Here is a 25,303-nt window from a genome sequence, read left to right as displayed (position 1 = left end):
GCTGTGACCCTTACAGGGTCAAAACCGCAGTCGAACGCTGGAGTCCGTAGGTGGCGCTCCGCTTACCTACGGCTAATTGCTTGAATCCCTATCGGGATATGGCGACAATTCGCTCGACATGAGTTGTGGGGTACAAAAAGGATGGAAGCCTATCCCACAACAGCTACGGTAACCGCTCGAGCACGTTGATCACTCGCATAACGTCCGTGGGCAACGGCGCCTCGAACGTCATCGACTTGCCACTTTGCGGATGCTGGAACGTTAATTTACGAGCATGCAGCGCTTGGCGGTCCAACAGCACCGTGTCTTTGGTGGCATCGTGCGTGCCAGTTAACATGCCCATCGTGACCTCGGCATGTCCGGCGTACAGACGGTCGCAAAGGATCGCCGCGCCAAGGTGTGACAAGTGCACTCGGATTTGATGCGTCCGACCGGTTTTTGGCTTCACCCGCACTTGCGTAAAACGACCGTGGCGGCTGATCACTTCATAGAATGTCGATGCGGGCTTACTCGTCTCGTGATGCTCGCGGATCGCCATTTTGTCCCGTTGATAGGGATGGCGACCAATCGGCATATCGATGATGTCACGATCGCGATCGATCCGAGCTGCCGTGATTGCAAAATACTCTTTCTCGACTTCGCGATTGGCGAATTGCTCGGACAAGTGAATATGAACGGCATTGGTCTTGGCAACGACAATCACGCCGCTGGTGTCACGATCAAGTCGATGCACAATCCCCGGCCGCGTTGGCCCACCGACATCCGACAGCGACTGAAAGCGAAACGCCAACGCACTGGTGAGCGTGCCAGTCCAGTTGCCACGTGCAGGGTGAACGACCATCCCAGGCGGCTTATTGACAACCACAAGCCCGTCATCTTCATAGAGCACGTCAAGCGGAATGTTCTCGGGAACCGTGTCGTCGGTTGGCGGCTCTGGCATGCGAAAACGAATTCGCTGGCTCGCTTGGATACGAACACTCGGCCGCACCGTCCGTCCGTCTAGCGTCGCACCTTCGGCCTGAATCGCTTGCGTGATCTGTGTGCGGCTATAACCGTCACAGGCCTGCGTCAAAAAATAGTCGATCCGTTGGCCGTTGGCCGATTCGGGAACGACGATGTCACGAAAGACCTCTTCGCCGATCCGGATCTCGGTTCCAGCGTCGTCGCCATCAAGGTCGTCGCTCGGCACATCCGATTCAATATCGTCAGTGCCGAGAACAATGTCATCATCAGAGGAGGCTTTGCTCACGAGGCGTCTGACTCAGGTTTTGCTTGATCTGCAGCAGGAACATCGTCCGCTTCGCTCACCTCGGGTGCATCGGCAGCTTCCTTCACCTCGGCTGCCGGTTCCGGCTTCGCTTCCTCGGCGTCCTTGGCCGGAGGATTCAACTCGGTCTGGCCTTCGTCTGCAGCCGGTTTCTCGTCTGCTTTTTCCTTGTCATCTGCAACTGGCTTCTCTTCGACCGCTGGCTTCTCAGTGCCAGCAGACTCGTCGGCGGCGTCCTCTTTGGCCGTGTCCTCTTTGGCGGTGTCCTTCATTTCGGCGTCCGCACTATCGACATCGGCGTCTTCGGGAAGATTCAGACCATCGCCAGGCTCTTTATCGCTGGCGCCACCGAGATCGGGCAGATCCAAATCGGGCATTTCAGGTAACATCGCTCCGCTTGGCAGCGACGGTGGAGCTGAAGGATCGCTCGGCGAAAAATCTTGATCTTTGAACCAAGTCAAAAAATCTTTGGTACTTTCTTTCGAGAGAGCCGCAATTCGCTCCTCACACGCTTTGACCATTTCTTCGGATTCGCCGATACGGGCACACTCTTTGTAGGCCGCAATTGCTTTATCTAGATTACCCAATGCTTCCTCGCTGCGAGCAATCCCGAAATTAGCACGCGAGAGTAACAATTCGTTCTTGCCTTCGGCAATCGCGTTACGGAACGCCTTGCTCGCAGCTGTCAACTCATCTTCGGCATCCATACGGTTGACGTACAGCGTCCGCGTGCCCTGAGCCAACAGAGCACTCCCCTGGTAAAGATGGGCCCATGCAGCGGCGGGGGTGTTCGGGTACTTTACGCTGACCGAGGCAAGCCCCTCAGGATCTTGCGATCCGGTTTGCTGCATCAACAGCTCAAACGTGGCTTGGCTGCGGTCTTCGCTGACTTTACTGCTGTAAATGGCGTAGCCGATGCCGCCAATCAGCAACACAGCGACCGCGATTCCAATAGGACGCGAATAGGGTTCGATCGATTGGTTGATTCGCGCGAGATAGTTGGCGAGGATGTTTTCTTGCAATTCGTGTCGGCGTTCGCTTTTCATCACTTCGTCTTATTTGGATTAAATTGACACGTTGAAGGCGGTGTCATTGATTCACTCGGTGCGATGGGCAGAGAGACGCCGAGCGACCGAAGCGCTGAAGTATAGAAATCATAATGAGTTAGCGTCAATAGAGTCACTTCGGCGTTGCACAATCGCTCGATTGCCGATTTGTGATGCTGAAACGCAATTTTTGGCGGCCAAAATCGAGCTTGGCGGCACCTCGATGCCACGTTTTCAAGTTAGCAGCACAGTCCACGCCCAACACAGTGGCCGAGACGCTCGAAAAATGGTGAGGGGGGCTTCGCAGCGTCCCCGCGTCAAAATTCTCGCTGATTTTGTCGAACGTTTTGGTGGCTTTCGCTACGAAAGATGAATCCAAACAGACCAAGAAACAGACAAGCTAGGCCGCATCGGCTGACTGAAAATCGAGCACTTGATCAAGCGATCGGCAGATCCCTTCAATCGCCTGGTCTCGCAATCCAACGCGGCGGCCTGCCCAAGCTCGGTTTAGCAGCAATTCCACGCCAATATAATGCTCGGCACTAAAATGAGTCCTCATCGCCGTGACCAAACTTTCGGTCGTACCGCGGCGAGGATAATTACGACGAACGCGAATCATCGGCGCCGATTCGTACATCTCGTCAATCCAGTCGAGACAAAACGCCATCTCATCCTCACGCGATGGATCGTACAACAAACCGATATCGGTGCGTCGCTGCCGACCTTCACTCAACGATGCAAACGAACGAACCGAGACGTGCAGGGTGAATCCGTGTCGCCGCGAATGTTGCTCAATCGCACTACGAACTCGGTTTCGATACCCTGCGTGCACTTCCTGGATCAGTCGATCTCGATCTTCCGTCGGCCACCGACGAACCTCCGGCGGCATCACACTGCGGTGGCGAGAGGACCGAGTGACGTCAACCAGCGCCGCAGCATATTTGTTCTCGATCAGCGGCGATTGCAACAGTGCGGCCATCCGCCGGGCAACGTAACGCGCCGATGCATCACCCGGCAATCTGCTTGGCAGTTGCCCCGGCACGAACTTGCTGCTGCACAACTCGGGCCTGTTTTCACAATCCGACGCTCCCGTAATGAGCGGAATCTCGAGGACTGCTGAGCCGGCCACCGAGGCTTCGGTGACAACAGGGGCCTCGGTGACAACAGGGGCCTCGGTGGCGTCAGCCGTTTCGATAATGCCGCTGTCTTCGGCGAACCCCAGATCCAATATTCGTCCTGGTGGCATCGGTTGACGAACCAGCCAAGGGGGCACTCGATCGCCTCCCATTTCGCAGCTAATCAGAATCGTCATCACGAAAGTCCTAGCAAAAGCATCGGCAAATAAGCCACAACGGCCAGCATCACTGCATGTTTTTAAACGTGGGGTGCTTCCTTCCCACCAGCACAATCTTGACTACACAATTTTAAGGGGTGCTGCCAAGAGTGGTAAACGGTCAAGCGGAGCAAGTCGAAAAAGTTTGCCTCTTTCCGTAATCCGTTTGGGCATCGAGTTGTCCGATTCAGAAACGCGGAAAAACGGCTCCTTGGAAAGATTCCTCTTGTCCCCATCGCTGCGAAATCGCTAACAACGACTCAATTGATTCCTGAAATTTTGATTCGTGTACAGAGAAATCGTTCTCATGGGTTCGCCAATAAATGCTAGCTGGCTAATCGTTGTCGCACTGAGTGCGGTGGCTTGCGTTGCGGATTGGACATCGCTGACGGCGGATGACGGAAGCTTGGCATCGGATCCGTATGTGGTCTTTGTTGCCCAGGACGAAGCATACGCACGATGCGGCCCGTCGGACGAGTTCTACCGAACCGATGCGCTGCGTTACGGACAAGAACTGGAAGTCTACGTCGAAACGGCCGACGGTTGGCTCGGAGTCCGTCCCCCAGACGACAGCTTTTGCTGGATCCCCGCCGATGCAGTCGAAATCGCCGGAGATGGTGATACCGCCGTGGTCACCGAAGACCGGACGGTTGCTTGGATCGGAACGCATCTAGGACGCGCCCGCCAATTCCGCTGGCAAGTCCAACTCGCCGTGGGTGAGCCCGTGACCGTGATCGGAAAAGGCGAACGCGAAGGAGCAGACGGACCGCGATTGTGGTACCGCATCGTTCCTCCGTCGGGCGAATTTCGCTGGGTACACCAAAGCCAAATTGCCGAAAGCGCCGAACAACTGGTTCAGGCGATCCGAAAAGAGAGAAACACAAACATCGAATTCTTGCCGGGTGGACGAACCGCACCTCAAGCAACCGTCGCCAATAACGACAACTCGCCGCAATACGCTGATGGCGACGAAGAAGACTCGTTCGCGGGACGCGGCACTCTGAGCTCCGAGTCATCAAGCCGGCGTCGCTCGCCGAGCGACTCCGTTGCAATGCAAAACACATCCTCGGTGCTGCTTCGCGACGCCGAAGCGGTCCAAACCTCCGATCCGCATGCGAGCGATTCACACGCGTCACAGCCGGTGGCGTTGTCGCCGGTTGCAGGCGATTCTGTCCCCCAACTGCGCGAAGCCCCACTCGCACGTGACACCCACTTGCCAAGCGAAGCGATTGGCAGCGGCGTCAGCGAACAGTGGCGAACGAATCCTGCAGAGCGCGCTTCGCGTGAAGCCGCCAACACCGAAACGGTCAGCGAAGCGATGTCCAAACGTGGATTATTGGCATCGGTCGAATTTATTGGCCGCCCGAGGCTGTCGGATATCGATGCCGGCATACGCCAAATCGGCGGCGGCTTGCTCGAACGCACTTCCGCCGGCGGCGATGCACCGAACGCAGCAGCGTCCTCCGTCGAAGCAAATTGGGTGGCCGGATCGACACGTGACCGCGCCGAATCGATACGCCAAGTCGCGGACATCCAACCGACGACCTCGACCGCCGGCACACAGAACCCGCGAATGGCTTCGCCAATCCCCGCCTCTCCCGCTCCGGCGACACGCTATGTGTCCGCGGCTGCGATCGCTGCGATCGAAACCGAAGTCCGCACTGCCGACACCGAGCGTCTAAGCCTAATCTTTTCGCGACTGATGGCCGCCAGCGCGTCGGCGGCAGAAATGGCCCCGGTGGTCAAAGCGGCGCATCAAATTTCGATTTCGGATCCGGATCCCGTGGTCGCGGGCCGTGCTCGCTTGTTGGCAGAACGCATTCAGAAATATCAAAATGTCGCCCAACGTCGTGATGGCAACGCGGTGATCCAAACCTCGCACGCCCCATCGCTGCCTACGGCGCCAGCATCACTTGCGGTCGCATCAACCAGCACAGCTCAACCGCAAACGGCGATGCAAGCCCAAACCGGTCCACTGCTACCCGCGATGTCACCATCAATACAATCACCACCCGGCATCGCCGCACCCGAAAATGCGTCGGCCGGAACGGACGAATTGACGGCGACGGGCTTTTTGGTCCAAGTCTATTCGGCGCGAAAGGACAGCCCTCCGTTTGCGATCACCGACAGCACCGGTCGCACACTCGCGTATGCGACTCCCACCCCGGGGTTAAACCTGCGAATGCATTTAAACAGCGAAGTTCGCGTGCAAGGCACCCGTAGCTACTTGCAGGGATTAAACACGCCTCACATTCGCGTCGCCCAAGCCATCCGCACGGCAGAATACTAGACCATTCACCGTGCGGAGAAACTTGGCAAGTACTTCGGTCCTCGTGCCAAAGAAACTCGCGAGATGTTTCGGGCACCACAGTGGCGATTCAGAGCACTTCGATCCCGCAAGCCTCTAAATGCTGCCAGACAGTGCAGCCTGGCGTTGACCCAATGACATCGACTTTGGTGGCGACACGGCGTCCGGGCTTCGCCCGGGGGCCGCGGGTGCTGGACATCCATTTGACGCGGCTAGCGACAACGTCTCACAACGACGGATGTTGACGAACGAAACGCTTGGCGAGTTTTGCTTCCGACTTCATTCGCTATTGGAAGTTTCGCTGCCGATAGATTTGATTCTTCTGCTGGCTCAAACCTTTGCTCGTTTTGCGGCTTGACCGTCCTTGGGCGGATTGCGTATTCGAAGAGCCTGTGCAGCGGTCTGCCTCTTGGAACCTGTCACGAGCCTCTAAAACTATTTGTATGAATCGATCGAAGTGCATTTTGCGAGTTATTGCAGCGTATCTGGTCATGGCAGCCCTGATCTTCAAGGCGACTCCGTCTCTTGCCGAACAAGGCCTTGCGCTTCCGGAAAACGTGCCACTGCCCACCGCGGTTCAAATCCATCTCGATGACGTCGTGGTTCCCGCTAGCTTTTCGGAGCCGAGTGCTGCACCGGAGGGCAAGGTCGCAACCGTCATCAAGAAAGAGACGATCGCCACAGAATTGGCATCGATCGAAGCGGCGACCAATTTGTCGGACGAGGATCGCAAGACCTACACCGAGCGACTGCGTAAAGCGACCGAGTGGCTAGACAACCAAGACGTCGCCAAAAAACGCTTAGCCGAAGTTGAAGCGTTTCTGCTTACGCTTCCCCAAGTCCTCGCTGATGCACAGGCTGGCGTGGCGGCCCCGGCAGACCCCGAGCCTCCCGCAGTACCCGCCGGAGGCACGATTGCTCAGCTAGAACAACAATTGATCAGTCTGCGGACGCAGATCGAGGCCGAAGAGAAGGAACTGCAACAGAAAGAACGCCAAATTGAAAACCGTACGGTGCGGCTTGGCGAGCTCGCGAAGGAGACCGTAGAACTCGAAAAGCGAATGGGGGATGCGAAAAAGCAAGTCGCATCGCTTGGCACCGAAGAGCTTTCGACTCGCGTTCAATCAATCGAACAGCAAGCTCGTGTGCGTTGTCTTGAGCAACAATTGGTCACGACAAAGGCGGAACGCCGGCGACTCGAAGAAGTCGCGCCGCTACTGCCGCTGCAACGAGACCTGATTAATCGCACGCTAAACACTCGAAAAAAGCAGCTCGTTAGCTGGCAGACCGCCGTTGACAAATGGCGAAAAGACGAATCACTACGGCAAGCCGCCGAAGCGCGTCGCGTTGCCGATGAATCGCACCCGGCGCTAAAATCCGCGGCCGAGGTGAATGCCGAGATCGCCGAGTCCCGCATCAAGACAGCGGCGGACATCGAGCGAATTGGCAAGATGATCGAGCAGCTGCATGCCAAGAGCAAACATTTCGACGAAGCATTTGAAACGCTGCGGTCCAAGGTAGAGCATGCCGGGGCAACCTCGTCGACCGGTTTGTTGTTGCAGAAGCAGCGAGGCGAATTGCCCAAACCCGAAGAGTTTGCCAAACGGGTTGCGATCGTGGAAACCGAAATGCCGGCCACGCATTTGCAATTGACCGAATGGAAACAGATGCGTCGGGATGTGTCCGACCCCGATGAAGCCGCCAACTTGATGGTCGAATCGCTGGCCGCCTCGGTGCGGCAATACGACCATGACAATGTCGTCAGCGTGGTCGCTCGGTTGCTGCGTGATCGCCGTGACTTGCTTGATAATGCCATCGCAGATGAGGAATCGTTGTTACGAAACCTCAACGAACTCGAATTGATCAACCAATCCGTCGAAACTCAAGTCGACGAGTTTCGTCAATTCCTCGACCAACGTGTCCTTTGGATACGCAGTTCCGATGCGATCGCCGCCAAAGATCTACGGGAAGCCTACAAAGGATTCGCGTCGTTAATGGCTCCGTCAAAGTGGATCGAAGTCGCTCAGGTGTTTGCAGGCGACATGCTTCGCCGCCCTGTCATTATGGTGTTCCTAGCGTCATCGTTTCTCTTGTTGTTGCTCTTTCATGCTCAGATGCTGGCCGCGGTTCGCCGTTTGTCACAACCGCCCGAACCAGGCACCGAAGCAAGTTTTTTGCGGTATGCCGCCGCTTTTGGAATTACCGTCTTTTTATCGGTCCGCTGGCCCCTATTGCTGCTGGCCGCCGGATGCCGTTTGCGTATGGCGAGCGGGTCCACCGAATGGACCCAGGCCGTAGGCGATGCGTGCGTGACCACGGTGCTATTCCTGTGGGCCTGTTCCATGGTCCGTGAATTGTCACGCCGCGAAGGCGTGGGCGAACGTGTGTTCAAGTGGTCGCCAACTGCACTGGCAAAAGTACGCAACGTGGTCGATTTGACCGTTTTTGTCGGCACCCCCGTATTCGCACTGCTGCAACTAACCCAGTTCAGCGAAGTCGCTGAAATGCGTAGTCTTCAACGTTTACTTTTCATTTCAATCTTGGCCTTTGTAGGACTTCAAATCGGCTGGCTGGTCCGACCGTGGGGCCCGTTCATGTTGTGCCTGCAACGCGAAGATTCCACATCGATGACCTATCGACTGCGGCATCCGATTTGGTTGGCCGTAACGGGAGCCCCGATTGCATTTGCGATCCTGTCGTTGGTCGGCTACCACTTTTCGGCCTACCATTTGTCAGGACGATTAGCCGAGACCGGGATCGCCTTGGTTGCGATCATCGTGATGTATTCCCTTGCGATTTGTTGGTTAGAAGTCAATGGTTTCAACCGTGCATTGGCGAAGCAAATCGCCGCGGAAGAGGAACAGGCCAAATCGCTCGACGTGTTATCAACTCCACTCAATTCCGACGACGACGACACCGATTCCGACACGCTTGCCCCGATCGATTTGCAAGAAACCGTCAACTCCGAGTTTTGTGATCTGCTGCGGTGGGGCAGCGTCATGCTGCTGATCTGTGGCGGTTGGATCATATGGTCCGATGTCCTGCCCGCGTTGCGCGTGCTCGACCGCGTCGTGCTTTGGACCAACATCGAAACGATCGCAGAAACGGTTGTCGATCGCCAAGGATACCAGTCGGTGGTGATGACCGATCGATCGGTCCCCACGACGCTGACCGATGCAATCGCAGCAATATTGGTGATCATGGCGACAATGATGATTGGACGCCGACTTCCCAGCGTCTTGGCGCTGACCGTGTTGGATCGATTGCCACTGGAATCGGGGACGCATCAAGCCGTTTCAATCTTAGTCCGTTATGCGGCCACGATTGCCGGAATCCTGTTTGCCTGCCAAGTGATCCGGCTGTCGTGGAGCAGCGTTCAGTGGTTGGCCGCCGCGATGACGGTCGGTTTAGGATTCGGATTACAAGAAATCTTTGCCAACCTTGTCAGCGGCTTGATCATTTTGTTCGAGCGACCAATCCGTGTCGGCGATATGGTTACGGTTGGCGATCTGACGGGCAATGTCAGTCGAATGCAAATGCGTGCCACCACGATTACCGATTTCGATCGTCGCGAGATGATTGTGCCAAACAAGAAATTTATCACCGACAATGTAATCAACTGGACGTTATCCGACCCCATCAGCCGCATCGTCTTGCCCGTCGGCGTCGCCTTTGGAACCGACGTCGCGCACGTGCAACGAATCTTACTGAAGATCGCCGAGCGGAACCCTTCGGTAATGAAAGAACCCGCACCGAGTACGCTATTCAAAGGATTCGCCGAAAGCACGCTCGATATCCGGCTTCACGTTTTCATTCCTAAACGGGATGTCTATACGGTCGTACTCAATGAATTGAATTCGGCGATCGTGACCGAACTACGTCGTGCCGGAATTGACATTGCATTTCCACAACGTGATCTGCACATCAAATCGGTACAATCGCTTGCCGCATTGATGCCTCGCGAACATGAACGCGAGCGAGTGCGTGATCAAAACGCAGCCTAAAGATTCAGGATTAGCCTACTAGCTGTCCAATCGGCGAGCAACGCCGAGCGAAAAGCATTGACGTCAAGTTGTTTACAGCCGAACCCTTTGGCAATGAATTTGTAGAGAAGTGGCAGGTTGGCAGCCTGGATGACGGATGGGAATCGCAGGCTGGCTGCCTGCATTACGAGTGAGATTTACAACGTGGTTGCATCATGGATGAAATCGAAGTGGCGACGCTGGTTGGCGTTTGGGGTTGCTGCTGCGTTCATCGTGGTGCTGTTCCGAAACCAAATCGCTCGTGTCGCTGCAGTCAAACTCGGCAGCTACTGCTTGTCGACATCACTGGAAATTGATTCGATTCAAATCGACTGGGGCTCGCTGTGTGTCACCGGGCTGGTGCTGCGTGAACCACCTTTCTCAGACTCCCCGAATGCCGACTCCCCAAATGCCGACTCCTCTAGGAGCGATCCTCAGGTCACCGTCAGCCGCGTTGTAGTGGATTGGTCCATTCTTAGTGGACTTCGCAGCGGTGTTTGGGCAACCCGGGTGATGGTCGACGATCCCTGCCTGCATGTGCGGTTTGATCGCGACGGCACCCTGATGTCGCAGTTCCCGCAAAGCCAAGGATCCTCAGGTGAATCGAACGGTAAAATCCCACTGGGACAACTTTCGGTTCGGGGGGCGAGATTAGTCGTCCACCAAATCGGTCGCGAATCCTTTACCGTGGCCGATGTCCAGTTGCAGGCCGAGTTTGCGGATTCGATTCAATTGCGCACCTTAATCCCCAATCTGCTCGGGGGAAGCATTGATATCCGAACTCGGCTTCACTCCACGTCGTTTGCCGGAACCACAAGCATCGTTGTCGACGACGTTCAGTTTGACACTGCCAAACTAACACACCTGCCCCTGGTACCCGAGGCGATCAATCAGTACCCGATCGTCTCAAGCGGATCGTTGCAGATCTCCTGCGAACATCCGGCTGGGCTCGCTCTTGACGCGTTTTCATTGTCGATAAAAGGAACCCTGTCCAACCTCGATTCGCGACCGCTCGGCAAGATCGCGGAACAGTTCGAATTGCAGGGGGAACTGCGTGATGGCAACCTCCGGATCAAAGCCTATGGCGATCCGCTCGACGGGCTGGCCCAAATCGAACTGAATGCCAAAATCCATCCGAATGCCGCGACGGCGACCCTTCGAAGCAACCTGGTTGACTGTGATTGGAAACGTCTCTCCGCCGCCTTTCCCCAACTCCCTCCTTTCATGATGGCCTGTCAATCGACTGGTGACGTTTCAATACAGTGGCAAAGCAATCATCTCGCTTTCCAAGGCAAAATTTCCGGCACGGCGTCCAATTTAGAACTCGATGGTGTTCCAGTCGCGGATTTTCACACGAATGCCGAAACCCATGGCTCGATCGATCCCAATCACCTTGAATCGCTAGCCGGAACCATCACCGCATCCATCTCGTGCGACGGAGTCGATTTGAATCAAATTGGCGAACGATTTGGGGTGCCGCAGATGAACGGAAACGTACGACTTTCCGGTTCATTGAATTCGGATCTACAACAACTTGCATCACTTCGGGGCTTCGTAGGCGAGGTCATCGTCAACACACGCGGGGTGACCGCACCCGGTATCACCATGGATGACGCTGAATGCAGGGTTGTCGTTGCCGACGGAAATGCGGTGTTACGCACCTCCGAAGTGGTCCTCCGCGATCGACCGGGACGTCCCTTGTTACACTCGGTCGCCTCCGTCAAGGTACCGCTGGACCGTGATGCCGAAATTCAGTCGCGTGCAACCGTATCGGTCACTCCATCGGACTCGGTTCCCACGCTGTTGGGAATGCCAGCGACGCCGCTACAAGGCAAGCTGTCGTCCGAGATCAACGCTTCGTGTCGCGTCCAGGAAGCAGCCCAGCCTGCGGCTTGGACGGCGAGCGGGCATTTGAGTGGACGAGATTTGCGAATCGCGGGTGAATCGATCGACGATTTCGAAATCACCCCAGCACTGCGTGCTGGAGTGATTTCGGTTCCCCAATTTGCACTACGTTGGCGAGACAACCTTTGCAACTTATCGGCCCACGGCATTGTCGGTGATTCGATTTCAGTGACTGGAGCAATCGAGTCAAACACGATCCGAGTCGATGATTTCGCCGAACTCGTTTCGCGATTTTCGGGCAGTCCGTTGCGTGCATCGGGCAACGCAACGATCGGAGGTCATTTTCAGCTCTGCAGCTCACCGCTACAGTTTGTCGCCAGCGGCGATGCGAACCTCCAAAACGCACGCTACGCCGGCAAAAGGCTGGGGGCGGCTCAGTTGCGATGGAACGCCGACCCCACTTCGTTTGCATTGACCAGTTCGTCGAACGATCTTTTGGGCGGACAGTATCAAGTGACCGCGACGGCGCGTGATTTGGACTGGACGAACACTCTCGTTGAAGGCCAATTCCAGGATATTCAAGCGTCGCGATTGGTCGCCTGCAGCGGCCTTTCGCTGCCGTCCAGCGGCACGCTCAGCGGTGGGCTGAGAATCACCTCGATCGCCAACCTTGAATCGTTACGCGGCGATGCTTGGCTGCAAAGTAAGAACCTATCGCTGAAACGATTGCCGCTGGATATTCGCCAAGCGGCCATCCAGATCGACGCTGGCGTCGTTTCGGTGCACAGCGAGGGGGTTTTAGCGTCCGGTCGCTTCGCGGCCGTTGGCAATGCCGAACTAGCCCGGCTTGCTCGCTTTTTTGAACCGGAAACATCCCGCTCGTTGGCGCAGATCCCACTCACCTTTGAAGCCAAACTCTCGGAACTCGCGGTGCATCGTGTGGTCGCCGCCTTAGATCTTCCTCGCGAAACACGTCGACTCCGAGCCACGATGTCGGGTGACTGTGTTCGCACGCCAGCGATGTTCGACGGCAGCCGATTTTGCAGTCTCAATGGTTCGCTAGAAAAGGTGCGATGGGACCGCAGTCTCGTGTCGGATCGCGTTGCGGTAACCATGGCGGTTCATCCAAGCCGGGTCGAACTTGAAAACCTCAGCGGTCACTTCGCCGATGGGCGATTGTCGGGAAAAGCGAGCGTTGACTTTTCATCCACACCGGTGGGCCGGTTTGAATTGTCGGCCAACCGAGTCAATCTGCGCCGCGCGACGGCACCGTTTCTGTCCGCCGACATGTCAGGCACCGCGAATGTGCAAGTCAGCGGTCGCATTGGCCCCGTCCTTTCCGGACGCGCCGATGTATCGGTCGACCACGCGGTGATGGCTGGGCTTGTCGTTCGTGAAGCCCGATTCCCGGTTGACTGGACTTACTCTCAAGCATCGCAAATCTCGCGTTGGCAATGTCGTGCGGGAGTTGTGGGTGTCGGTGGTGGACGCGTCCACATTGCGTCCGAAGGCAATTTTGATCGCAGCCTTTCCATGGCGACATCCATGCGGATCGAACGTGTCGACACCTCGAAATTGTTACAAGGTTCCTCGTCCGGCGCCGGTGTGATCGACGGGAATGTGACGCTAAACGCCAAACGGGCTCGCGATCCGAAAAACATCGTGGGTCGTTTCGACTTGGAAATGTCCAACATCAACGCTTTGGAATTGCCGGTGATGGACGAATTGTCTTCGCTGGTGCGATTGGCCCCTTCACGCCCTGGAAACGGGCAAGACGGTGGCTATGTCTACGGCCGAATTGCCGGCGGATTAGTGCATGTCGAGGAGCTCGCGATCTCGCAAAGCACCGTACAGGTATTGATGTCCGGCAGCGCAACCATGGACGGGCGTTTGGATTTTGACGTGACCGCCAGCACGGAATCAAACGGCCCCGCCGACCAGCTTCTAGAGATGGCCGATTCGCCGATCATGATGGCCACTGCGGCTCCCATTGCAATGGTTGCCAAAGCCAATGAATTGCTCAAAGACCGTGTGGTTCATGTACATGTCGGTGGAACATCGGCGCGTCCCACACTGCGTCTGCAACCGGGAAAACAATTGAGTCAAGATGCAGTGCGATTCTTTCTCACGAGCAGTCTGGGAGCGAACGTTGCTCAAGCCGTCGGTCCGCAAAATCGTCCCTCACGAAGATAATACGACGTCCGCCGAACTCGCCGAGACGACTTACCGCATACGTTTTAGTTGACAAGGAATCATCAATGAAAATAGAACACTTCTCGGTGAACGCCAGCAATACACGCTCGTTTCCAGGCTCGCGTCAAACAACGCACAGCTTTCGCGGCTCCCGCACTGCCCTTTCTCGCTCGGCAGGTAGGAATCAGCGTTTCCGCGGGGTCGCAGGCGGCAATCGAGGAACCAGGGGTGGCGATTACCCTGTAATGTCGAAATCGAAACCGCCTGCATTTCACTTGGTGGGAAGTGCCGCTGTGATCGTGTTGCTTGTGTTGCCGCTGATGTGCAGTCAATCGGGTTGCCGGACGGCGGCATCGATGGGGTTGCCTGTGTCCGCGGGTTCGCACACGTTGATGTCCGACGTAGCGGAGATTCGCGAAGCGGTCGGGCACCAAGGCAACGTGGCAACCGAACTCGCCAAGTTGACATTGCCGGCTCACCGTGTCGAAGCAGGCGATGTGTTGGTGATCGAACCCAACGACTTTGATTCACCGGTCCGTTTGTCGAGCGATCAAACGGTTCAGCAAGATGGTACGATCGAACTTGGCTCGTATGGACGAATGCAAGTCGCCGGGATGTCGGTCGAAGAGATCCAACGCCAAGTCCAAGGGTTGGTGGCACACCACGAAACACAAAAACGTCAAACTCGCATCGCCCTGGCATCGCATCGAGGCGACGCCGACGAGAATGAACTCGACGCGATCGACTATGGCGTCACCGTGCGTTTGGTCAACAAAGAGAGTGGGCTGTTTTATGTGATGGGCGAAGTCAATGCACCTGGATCCTACCCGCTTGTCGGTCACGAAACGGTACTTGATGCGATCATCGCCGCTGGAGGACTTTCCGATCGCTGTAATGATCACAAAATCATCCTCACGCGACCTCAATTGCCAGGTCAACCGCGGCTGATCTTGCCGGTCTGCTACCAACAAATCTTGCAGCTCGGCGATGTCGCAACCAATTACCAATTGATGCCCGGTGACCGCATCTACGTCCCCAGCATGACGATTTGGGAAGACGTCAAACAGAGCGTTCGCTGGAATGGTGACAAAAGCTGTCCGCAGTGCCGTGAATACTCGCTGAAACAATAAAAGATCGCGCCGGCAAAATTTTCCATTGCGTGGAAGACTTCTCGAAGCCCCAATACGCAATTCCCAAGTTGGATTGCGGTTGCGTTCTCATCCGTGATGCTGCCGACCATGTTACGATTCGTCGACGGGCGGATCACTAGCTTCGGTGACTTGAATGTTTGTGGCGAGATGCTCGTGCGCGGTTCGCTGCACGTCGTCGCCTGCGATCTGTTTCTCGTGCCGGCGGGCCGATTTCGGGTTGGCCAGCCTGCCGATATGCACCACCGGTTCACCTGGCTGCACTGCGGGTAGCGTCGTCATTCCAATCACCACTCCCGAAAACGGAGCTTCCAAGCGGTTTTGATCTTCCGCTAACAGGTTGCTGTTGGTTGCAATCGCTTGCCCCTTGACCACCGTGTCACCGGGAGCGACATGCATCGACATGAACCCGCCTCGTTCGGCCCGCAACCAGCGTGTCTCGCGAATGATCGCCTGAGTGTCCGGAATATTCGGTTTACCCGGCATCATGTCTAGTTCTTTCAGACAATTAAAAATGCCGCGGGTCATACAATCGGCGACGGACGATTCCACCTTCCACACCTCGCCTCCTTCGATGATGATCGTGGGACATCCCGCCTTGGTCGCTTCGCGTCGCAGCGAGCCTTTAGGGCCTTTGCCTTGCAAAATTATTCCCGCGCCAAAAGCTTCTGCCAGTCGAAGACAATCAGGATTCGACAGATCGGCACGGACGTTGGGGAAATTTGTGCGACGCACCGCAGCGGTGTGCAAGTCGATACCGTAATCACACTTCTTGATCAACGAATCGAATATCACCTTCGCCAATCGTGACGCCATGCTGCCACCACTGGTGCCTGGGAAACAGCGATTCAGATCACGACGATCGGGCAAATAACGCGAATGCCGCTCGAATCCGAGCACGTTTAAAACGGGAATCAACAGCAACGTGCCTGACTGCAGCACCCAAGTGGGATCGGCCAGCAACGTTCGAATCGCCCCGGTGCCATTGAGTTCGTCTCCGTGCAGCGCCGCAGTTACGAAAACCGTCGGCCCCGGCGATATTCCACGCCGAATTTGAATCGGAATTACGACGCTGCGACTGCTGTAGCTTTCAGTCACCTCGAATTCAGTGTTGGCGGATTTGCCAGGTGCAATGTCGCAACCAAACCAGTGATGGTCAGAAGTAGTCATGAATGAAACGTCACTAACCCCGGGTCGACTTGGGTGAAAGGTAGAAAATGCATCATCACATCGGCGACCATGGAAACCGATGCGTATGGGCCCAATGCGTATGGGGCCAATGCGTATGGGGCCAATGCGTATGGGCCCAATGCAACTGCCGCACTTGAAAACGGAGTGCCCCTCTATGTTACACCAAGGCTAGTGCTGTGGAGAATGCGTCGACGCTTCATCAATCCTCGACTGCTCGAGCGTTTTGATCTTTGGCGCCCGTTTCTTGCGAGTTTTGGTCGGCACCATTTCTTTCATCGCTTCTTGTTTACCAAAGCACAGCAAACGGTCTCCCGCTTCCATCTTGCGAGAATATTTAGGGTTCGGGATCACGGTGTTGCCGCGGTACAACGTCAACACGTTGATGTCGCGATCGGTAAAGGCGGCGTCGGTGATCGACATCCCGACGAACTGCGAGCCTTCGGGAACCACCAATTCACACACGCCATAGCCTCGGCTAACCGTCAAACGTTGACGAATATCCATCTCGGGAAAATCGACGTGCGCGGCACAGTATTCGATGATCGCGCCGGCGATGTCCTTCTGCGTTGCCCGCTCGATGCCTTCGAGCCCCGGCGAACTGTTGACCTCCATGACCTGAGGACCATGTTGGCCTTCGAGCATATCGACGCCAGCGATCCGCAGTCCCATGATCTGCGCCGCACGGATCGCCGTTTCACGAAACTCGTCATCCAATTCGACCGTTTCGACCACACCGCCACGGTGCACATTACTACGAAATTCGTCACCTTGGGCGACCCGCCGCATGGCACCGATGACGCGATCTCCGACGACAAACGCACGCACGTCGCGTCCCTTGCTTTCGGCGACGAAACTTTGCACCAGCACGTTTTGCTTGGCGGTTTGCAGTGTCTCGATGATCGCTTCGGCAATCTTGATCGTGTCGGCCAAAATCACGCCGACGCCTTGGGTGCCTTCGAGCAATTTAATGATCACCGGTGCTCCGCCAATCCGCTCGATCGCCGGAATCACGTCGCCGCGATCGCGAACAAAGGTCGTCTTTGGCATCCCAATGTGATGCCGACTTAGAATCTGCAGACTTCGCAATTTGTCGCGGCTGTTGGCGATCCCGGCAGAGCTATTGGCAACAAAGACATTCATTTGTTCCAATTGACGAACCACAGCGGTACCGAAATAGGTGATGCTCGCACCAATACGCGGGATCATCGCGTCGAAGTCCGCCAGCGGCTTGCCTCGGTAATAGAGATCGGGTTTTCCACGCTGCAGATCGATCGCACACTTCAATGTGTTGATGACCGATACTTTATATCCCCGCTCCTTTGCCGCGGCGACCAATCGTCGAGTGCTGTAACATCGCGGCGCGCAAGAAATGATGCCAAGTTTCATAACGGCAAAGACCTTCAACAAGAAAAGAGGGAATCCAGCGTGAGACGATGTCGCGCTGTCGCTGTACGCTCTAAGTTATGCGAGATTGGCGGCGAGAGCCAATGAAAGATCCAATAAAACGTGCAATCGAAGCAAACTGCCGGGCCGAAACTGCCGGGCCGCACCGTTCAGGCCAAACGCACGGCAACCGTTCAGGCCAAACGCAATATCCTGATTTCTATCCTCCACATTATTTTACATTGATCGTGCCAAGAGAAAACGCGATTGGCGGTCGCGTCGGATCACGGTCACTCTGCTAGCCGTTCTTTTCCACGTCACTTCCCAGTCCGAGGTGTTTTAATCGACTTCGCAGTGTCGGACGACTCATCCCCAACCGGCTGCTCGCGGCGCTGACGTTTCCCTGGGTCGCACGCAGAATCTCGGGCAAGATTTCACGATCAACGGCATCATGAATATCGGCGGCAATGTTATGCGATCCATCTTCGAGTAACGTCGTCGCCCAAATCCGCAAGTTTTCTTGCCACGTCCCCATGGTTGCCAATTTTGTCAAACCCTCGTCACTTTGCGGAATAAATCCTTTGGGCAAAAACGCCGGAACGATCACCGGACCACTGGCCTTGAGCAACGTTTGCTTGATGACCCCTTGTAACTCACGCACATTTCCGGGCCACGAATGAAGTTTCAGTGATGCCATCGTTTCCGGAGCAATCGAGGCGAACTCTTTGCCAAGCGTCTTGGCAAACCTTGCGAAAAAGAATTCCGCCATAATCTTGACATCTTCGCCACGTTCCCGCAGCGGCGGCAACGAGATCGTGAATTCGTTCAGCCGGTAATAGAGGTCACTTCGAAAACTGTTGTCCACGATCGCAGCTTCGACATCCCGATTGGTTGCCGCGATGATGCGAACATCGGATTTGATGGTCTTGGTGCCCCCAACCCGTTCGAACTCTTTCTCTTGCAGCACCCGCAGCAACTTGGTCTGCATCATCGGACTCATGTCACCGATTTCGTCCAAGAATAGCGTACCGCCGTTACACACTTCGAACTTACCGACATGCCGTTGATCGGCGCCGGTGAACGCCCCTTTCTCGTGGCCGAACAGTTCACTTTCCAGCAAATTCTCAGGAATCGCGGCACAGTTGATCGCATGAAACAATTGGTCACGCCGATTGCTGTGCTGATAGATCGCACGGGCGACCACTTCTTTTCCGGTGCCGGTTTCGCCAAGAATCAATACGGCAACATCACGTGCAGCGACGCGTCCGATCGAACGAAACACTTCGACCATCGCTTGGCAATCCCCCAGCACGCGATCTGTGCTCGTATCATCGGCGTCGCCATGAGATTCCGACGGCAAAACCGCCGGCTTTCTCGCCATCCTGCTGGTTTCTAACGCCGAATCGATCACGGGCAAAATATCGTCTGGTTCGAACGGTTTGGTCACATACTCAAACGCCCCCCCGCTCATCGCACCGATCGCGGTTTCGGCGGTTCCGTGCCCTGTCATCATGATCACGGGTACTCGGCGATCGAGTTCGCGGAATTCATGAAGCGCTGCTAATCCCGATTGATCCGGCAATTGGATATCCAACAGCACCGCGTCGGGTTTGTGTTGAGCAAAAAGCTGCAACCCTTTGCTCGCCGAATCCGCGGTGATGACGTGATAATCAGGTGCCGGCAAGCACAGTTTCATGACCTGCAGGATCAACGAATCATCATCCACCACCAACAAGGTGCTCGGATCATTTGAATTCATTGGGTAGCTCACTTTCATTTGATGAACAGGATAGAGCAGGCAAGATCACTGAGATTCGCGTTCCTTCACCGACCGTCGAACGCACGTCCACCGCACCTTCGTGGCTTCGCACGATGCCGATCGACGTGCTCAATCCAAGCCCGGTTCCCTGGCCTCGTTCTTTGGTCGTGAAAAAGGGATCAAACATTCGTTCACGAATCTCTTTGGGAATTCCGGTTCCCGTATCGGATACGGTGATCGACAGATAATGGCCCGGTTGCAGCGTGGCGTACGAATACGATCGCTCGCTTGCCAGCGTCATCGGGGCGGCTGAAATCGTCAATGCGCCATGCTGGTTCATCGCATCGCGTGCATTGATGGCAAGATTCATGATCACTTGGCTGATCTCGGTTTCGTCACCGAGGATGTCGGGCAGTTGTTGAGCCACTTCGGTCTTCAGTTCAATGCCTTTGGGCAGCGTGGCTTGCAAAATCGCCGCGATTTCGGGGATGATCGCCCCCACGTGGATCGGTTCGTGCTCGCCATCACCGCCTCGAGCGAACGTTAACAGTTGAGCAATCAGATCGGCACCGCGGCTGGCACCGCTGCCGATCGTTTCGAGCAACGCATCGCGATCGATGTTGGCGTTCTTTCGCTGCAGCATGCGGCAGCTCATCAAGATTGGCGTCAGCAAGTTGTTCAAGTCATGAGCGATACCACTGGCCAGCGTCCCCAAGCTTTCCAGACGTTGGCGTCGCCGCTCGACTTGTTGCAGTCGTTTGCGTTCGCCTAAGTCCAAATCCAAGACGACTTCGCCAATCGTCTCGTTGGCTTCGCGGATCCGGGTGCGTCGACGTTCAATGCGAATCGAGCGACAAGCCTTGGTGGTCGCAATCAATTCGCCCGACCAACGCTCGGATTCAGCATATTTCATCGCGTGAATGTTATTGTCACTGCCTTTGGGCGGGACAATTTTCAGCAAGTCGTTGGCGGTTTGTCCGATCACCTCGCCCGCTTCGAAACCAAACAATCGCTGGGCCCCCCGATTCCAATAAACCACGCGGCCGACCGCGTCCAAGATATGCAGCGGTTCGGGAATCTCGCTCAGTAACGCCTCGTGTTGCTTTAACCTCAATCGCGATGCTTCGCGTTCAGAAACGTCGCGCACCGAGATCGCCAAGAACTCTTGATCACGAATCGTTTGGGGGGTGACAGTCAATTCGGTGTGCAGACGTGTTCCGTTAGGCCGAGTCGCTTTGACTCGTCGTGACAGCGTGCTCTCGCGATCGTTCTCGACCAAGCGATTGGCCAACCATTCGTCGATCACGGTGGTGGCGAACAACGATCCTACCGTCATCCCTTTTAGCGTTGCTTCGTCGGATTGAAACATTTCATCGAGTGCCGGATTGGTCATCTGGATGCGGCCGTTTTCATCGGTCAACAAGATGCCGTCGGACGATCCACGCACGATTAGGGCAAATCGCTCGTCCGCTTCGAGCGTCCTCAGATCCGCAAGTCGTCTCAACTGTTGCTCGCTTCGTCGCGCCACGTACAGCAACCCGACCAACCCTAGCATCATCGCATGACCTCCGATCAATACCCATGCAGCGCTGCGTCGCTCTCGCTCGGCCGCTCTTTTCATCTTTGCCAAATGCTGATGGTTTTCAGCCAGACTGGATTCGAGCCGGGCACGCAAATTCGTGGCATCGCTTCGCAATCGCGTTCGCTGCGTGATATCCAACGAAGTGGCGATGGGGGTAAGCGGGCGAATCTCGTTTAGATAACGCCGGGAATCGAGCAACAAAGGATCAATCCCTTGCAGCATGACAGCCTCGCTCGCTAACGCAACTTTTTGCAGCTCTTCGACAAGTTGTTCGCAGCGGCCAATCGCTTCCACCAATTCGCGGCGATCTTGTTCGTCGCCGCCGAGCGTCAATGCTCTTAGTCGTGACGCGGCGGTGCCAAGGGTAAAGCGGAGGTTGGCCAGTCGTCCCAACTGTTCTTCGGTGTTGACAATCCGTCGGTGCGAGCGTGGCAATCCATCGAGCGCCTGATAGGTAACCAAACACGACGAGGCGACCGCTAAAATAGCGATCGCTACGGCAATCGCAAACGCGTTATTTCGCAACCAACGCATTGACGGTCACTTTGGCGATACAGTGAGAGGTTGAACAAGCGTCACAGTAAAATTGTCTCAGCAAAATTATCTCAGCAAATAGGCACAAGGTTTGCGTCTAATCACGAGGTTGATGTCTCGTGCACCGCTCGAGTCGTCTTCACTTCACCGCGCAATCAGCAAGAGTCTATGCTCGCCAACGGTTTTATATCAGCAGGCGAGTAAGTGATTTTCAACAAAATTTATGAACGAACCACTAACTTTCCAAGATGCACTCCGCCAAGCAAAATCGATTTGGATCGGTTGTCAGTGGCCGACGCAATTTGGAAGTTCGCGATTAAATTTAGAGGGATTGCGGAGTCGTCAGGCTGGCATTGCGGAAAAGGCAACTCGCGGCGAAGAATCTCGTTGCTGGGGCGGTGCCGCGATTTGGTTGGCAGCGGTCGAGCACGACGCCGCCCTCGCGGGGGAACTGGCCGAACAAGCGGTACGGGCGGCTCAGGCGGGCGAAAACGTTGAAGCTCAACGGCTGCTGGGCGAGGCGGTGGCGCTGGAACAAAAGTATCGCGAGCCGATTGTGTACCAGCCGCTACTAAAACGCTTTGAACAATCAATCGCGCTGCAAAGCTGCTGCTCTTAGCGGCAATTAATTTTCCATTGGAAATCTTCTTGCCACCTCCTTCGCAAGCCGTGCTATCGTTTTTTGGCATTTTCCGTCAAGCTAATCGCTGGTTAGCTGTGGTGGCTTGAATGTCTGCGACTCGGCCGCTATCAAAACCAGTCCGTTGAAGAATCGACGCCCCATTTCGCCGAAACTTCGAATACAACGCTTTTAAAGCTATCAAAACGTTTCTCCATCCACGAAAGAGTCGTCGATGACTAGCTCCCAGGATCCCTCATCCGGTGCAACCCAATTGGACGAACGTCCTTGGGAAGAAATGCTGCGTCTGGCCCAAGAGGGGACTCACGTTCAGCTCGAAGAATTCGTCTCACACCTCTCATCGGCCGACCAGGCGCTCGCCCTCAGCCGTCTGGACGAAGACGAAGAGACGCAGGTGCTCGAGGCGATGAATGCCGCCGATGCGGCGGAATTGATCAGCCATTTGCCGGAGATCGAAGCCGCTCGGATGTTGGCGCTGCTGGACACGTCCACCGCAGCGGCGATCGTCCAGGAATTGCCGAGCGACGAGCAAGCCGATTTACTCGGTGATTTGAGCGACGAGAAGGCCGAAGCGATTTTGGAGGAGTTGCCCCAGGACGAGGCAGCGGCCGCGCGCGAATTGTCATCGTATGAAGATGATGAAGCGGGGGGGATGATGGTTCGCGAGATGCTTCGCTTTAGCGATTCAATGTCGGTTCGCGACGTGATCCAAGATCTCAGCGAGCATGGCGAAGATTACAGCGACATTGATGTTCGTTACGCCTACGTCTGTGATGCCCAAGACCGGCTTGTCGGCGTTTTGCCGATGCAGAATTTGTTGTTCGTCAAACGGGCCGAACGGCTTTCGGATCTGATGATTCGAGAGCCACTTTCGGTGCAAGCCACCGCATCGCTTGACGATTTAATCGAACTGTTTGACGCGCACAACTATCTTGCCGTGCCCGTGGTCGATGAACAGGGTAAACTACAAGGAATCGTTCATCGCGAGGCGGTACAATACGAAGAAACGCGTGCTGCGGAAAGCGACTATCTAAAGAGTCAAGGGATCGTTGGCGGCGAAGAACTTCGCACGATGCCGCTATGGCTGAGAGCCCGACGACGATTGAGTTGGTTGAGCATTAATGTGTTCTTGAACATCGGTGCCGCTGCGGTCATTGCCTATTTCCAAGATACCCTTCAAGCCGTCATTGCACTGGCGGTGTTTTTACCGATCATCAGTGATATGAGTGGATGTAGTGGCAACCAAGCCGTCGCGGTGAGCATGCGAGAGCTTTCACTCGGGTTGGTCCGCCCCACCGAAATGTTGCGTGTTTGGTGGCAGGAGGTCTCGGTGGGGCTGATCAATGGATCGGCGCTCGGAGTGCTCGTTGCGATCGTGGCAGTGATGTTTAATGGGAATCCTTATTTAGGAATTGTGGTCGGGATCGCGCTATTTGCGAATACAATTGTGGCAGTTTCGATCGGCGGCGTGGTGCCATTGCTGCTGAAGCGATTTGGTTTTGATCCAGCCGTCGCCAGCGGGCCGCTGCTGACCACGGTCACGGACATGTGTGGCTTTTTCTTTGTGCTCGGGCTCGCCACGATGATGCTTTCTAAACTGATCTAAACACTGCATTGCTCGGCAGCGTATTCCTCGGCAGCATGCCGTCGATTCGCTGACAAAACCTACGGCCGACTGATACCTCCAAGGGACGTCAAAAATGGAACCGCTTGATCTTGCTGAATTTGAATGGAAGATCGTGGTGCGTCAGCTGACAATCGACGACTACGATGCGTTGGTCGCGATTGCCCAACGTTGTTTTCCGGGGATGGAACCTTGGGGCCGTGACCAGATCGAAAGCCAGTTGGCGATCTTTCCCGAAGGCCAAATCTGTGTGGAAATCGACGGCAAGTTGGCCGCATCGTCCTCTAGCTTGATCCTAGAGTACGATTCGTCGCTGGAATGGCATAATTGGAAAGCGATCGCCGACGGCGGCTATATTCGCAACCACAAACCTAAGGGCGACACGCTGTACGGGATCGAAATCATGGTCGATCCTGAATTCCGCGGCATGAAACTGTCGCGGCGACTTTACGATGCCCGCAAAGAATTGTGTCGCCAAAAGAATCTGTCTCAAATCATTATCGGAGGACGGATTCCCGGTTACCACAAACACGCCGATAAAATGACGGCACGCCAGTACATCGATTCGGTTGTCGAAAAAGAGAACTACGATCCGGTGTTGACCGCCCAGCTGTCCAACGGATTTATCGTTCGTGGGCTGACGCCAAACTACTTGCCGTCGGATACCGAATCGTGCGGCTACGCAACGCATGCGATCTGGAGCAACATCGAGTATGTGCCTGGCGCGAAACGACGTTTCCACCACGTGGTCGAACCGATTCGAGTCTGTGTCGTGCAGTACCAGCTGCGAACGATTAGCGGCTTCGACGAATTTGCCCAGCAGTGCGAGTTCTTTCTTGATACCGCGTCGGATTACAAGTGTGACTTCATCTTGTTCCCCGAGCTGTTTACGACCCAGTTGCTCTCGTGTGTCGAGTCGAGTCGACCTGGACAAGCGGCCCGCCAACTGGCTGACTTCACTCCGCAGTATCTCGATTTGTTCACCGCGTTATCGGTCAAATACGACATCAATGTGATCGGCGGTTCGCAGTTTGTGATTGAAAACGGCACGCTCTACAACATCGCCTACTTGTTCCGCCGTGACGGTTCGATCGGCAAACAGTACAAGATTCACATCACTCCGAGTGAACGCAAATGGTGGGGCGTAAATCCAGGCAAATCGGTTGAGGTGTTTGATACCGATTGTGGGCCGATCGCCATCCAAATCTGTTACGACATCGAGTTTCCCGAGTTGACGAGAATCGCGACACAGAAAGGTGCTCAAATCATCTTTGTGCCGTTCAACACCGACACCCGCCACGGCTATTTACGCGTGCGTTATTGTGCCCAGGCTCGTTGTATCGAAAACCATCTGTACGTCGCGATCTCGGGTTGCACCGGCAACCTGCCGTTCGTCGAGAACTCGGACATCCATTACGCCCAGTCGGG

14 protein-coding genes are annotated in these 25,303 nt (G+C 55.5%); 7 read left to right on the top strand and 7 right to left on the bottom strand.

Annotated features, from left to right (window positions below; all coding sequences use genetic code 11):
- Positions 1–163: 163 nt before the first annotated feature.
- The 3 genes from ABX962_RS06125 to ABX962_RS06115 all read right to left on the bottom strand — a co-directional run bounded on the left by ABX962_RS06125 (position 164) and on the right by ABX962_RS06115 (position 3,625).
- Positions 164–1,249 (bottom strand): RluA family pseudouridine synthase, encoded by a 1,086-nt coding sequence (locus ABX962_RS06125; RefSeq protein ID WP_372717599.1) that lies wholly within the window; start codon positions 1,247–1,249, stop codon positions 164–166.
- Positions 1,246–2,313 (bottom strand): tetratricopeptide repeat protein, encoded by a 1,068-nt coding sequence (locus ABX962_RS06120; RefSeq protein WP_372717597.1) that lies wholly within the window; start codon positions 2,311–2,313, stop codon positions 1,246–1,248. Before ABX962_RS06120 ends, ABX962_RS06125 begins: the two co-directional genes overlap by 4 nt.
- A gap of 400 nt (positions 2,314–2,713) precedes the next feature.
- Positions 2,714–3,625 (bottom strand): N-formylglutamate amidohydrolase, encoded by a 912-nt coding sequence (locus ABX962_RS06115; protein WP_372717595.1) that lies wholly within the window; start codon positions 3,623–3,625, stop codon positions 2,714–2,716.
- A gap of 328 nt (positions 3,626–3,953) precedes the next feature.
- On the opposite strand from ABX962_RS06115, the gene ABX962_RS06110 reads away from it, so the two are divergent.
- From ABX962_RS06110 to ABX962_RS06095, 4 genes are all read left to right on the top strand, one after another.
- Complete coding sequence (locus tag ABX962_RS06110; protein WP_372717593.1) at positions 3,954–5,936, top strand: hypothetical protein; 1,983 nt, start codon at positions 3,954–3,956, stop codon at positions 5,934–5,936.
- Positions 5,937–6,397: 461 nt separating this feature from the next.
- Complete coding sequence (locus ABX962_RS06105) at positions 6,398–9,958, top strand: mechanosensitive ion channel domain-containing protein (RefSeq protein ID WP_372717591.1); 3,561 nt, start codon at positions 6,398–6,400, stop codon at positions 9,956–9,958.
- Positions 9,959–10,141: 183 nt separating this feature from the next.
- Positions 10,142–14,014: an AsmA-like C-terminal region-containing protein gene (locus ABX962_RS06100; RefSeq protein ID WP_372717589.1), complete on the top strand. Its 3,873-nt coding sequence runs from the start codon at positions 10,142–10,144 to the stop codon at positions 14,012–14,014.
- Positions 14,015–14,259: 245 nt separating this feature from the next.
- Positions 14,260–15,144: a polysaccharide biosynthesis/export family protein gene (locus ABX962_RS06095; RefSeq protein ID WP_372717587.1), complete on the top strand. Its 885-nt coding sequence runs from the start codon at positions 14,260–14,262 to the stop codon at positions 15,142–15,144.
- A 111-nt stretch (positions 15,145–15,255) separates the two neighbouring features.
- On the opposite strand, the gene ABX962_RS06090 is transcribed toward ABX962_RS06095, so the two are convergent.
- From ABX962_RS06090 to ABX962_RS06075, 4 genes are all read right to left on the bottom strand, one after another.
- The gene (locus ABX962_RS06090; protein ID WP_372717585.1) at positions 15,256–16,332 is read right to left on the bottom strand and encodes a succinylglutamate desuccinylase/aspartoacylase family protein; all 1,077 of its coding nucleotides are present in this window, start codon (positions 16,330–16,332) and stop codon (positions 15,256–15,258) included.
- Between the two features lie 189 nt (positions 16,333–16,521).
- Entirely contained in the window at positions 16,522–17,739 is a 1,218-nt protein-coding gene (locus tag ABX962_RS06085) for a RimK family alpha-L-glutamate ligase (protein ID WP_372717583.1), read from the bottom strand.
- Positions 17,740–18,034: 295 nt separating this feature from the next.
- Positions 18,035–19,495 carry a sigma-54-dependent transcriptional regulator gene (locus ABX962_RS06080; protein ID WP_372717577.1) on the bottom strand — a complete coding sequence of 487 codons (1,461 nt, stop codon included), beginning with the start codon at positions 19,493–19,495 and terminating at the stop codon, positions 18,035–18,037.
- On the bottom strand, positions 19,482–21,611 hold the full coding sequence (locus tag ABX962_RS06075) for a PAS domain S-box protein (protein ID WP_372717576.1): 2,130 nt from the start codon (positions 21,609–21,611) through the stop codon (positions 19,482–19,484). Before ABX962_RS06075 ends, ABX962_RS06080 begins: the two co-directional genes overlap by 14 nt.
- Before the next feature lie 223 nt (positions 21,612–21,834).
- Here ABX962_RS06075 and ABX962_RS06070 point away from each other — a divergent pair, with 223 nt between their 5' ends.
- From ABX962_RS06070 to ABX962_RS06060, 3 genes are all read left to right on the top strand, one after another.
- Positions 21,835–22,230: a hypothetical protein gene (locus tag ABX962_RS06070; protein WP_372717574.1), complete on the top strand. Its 396-nt coding sequence runs from the start codon at positions 21,835–21,837 to the stop codon at positions 22,228–22,230.
- Between the two features lie 235 nt (positions 22,231–22,465).
- Positions 22,466–23,857, top strand: a complete 1,392-nt coding sequence (mgtE, locus tag ABX962_RS06065; RefSeq protein ID WP_372717572.1) for a magnesium transporter — start codon at positions 22,466–22,468, stop codon at positions 23,855–23,857.
- A 94-nt stretch (positions 23,858–23,951) separates the two neighbouring features.
- A partial coding sequence (locus ABX962_RS06060) for a GNAT family N-acetyltransferase (RefSeq protein ID WP_372717570.1) occupies positions 23,952–25,303 on the top strand: 1,352 nt, incomplete at its 3' end.

The organism is Novipirellula sp. (assembly GCF_041583735.1).
In the GTDB taxonomy this organism is placed as follows: domain Bacteria; phylum Planctomycetota; class Planctomycetia; order Pirellulales; family Pirellulaceae; genus Novipirellula.
The sequence above is the reverse complement of the archived record's forward strand: the minus strand, read 5'-3'. Positions and strand labels throughout refer to the sequence as shown.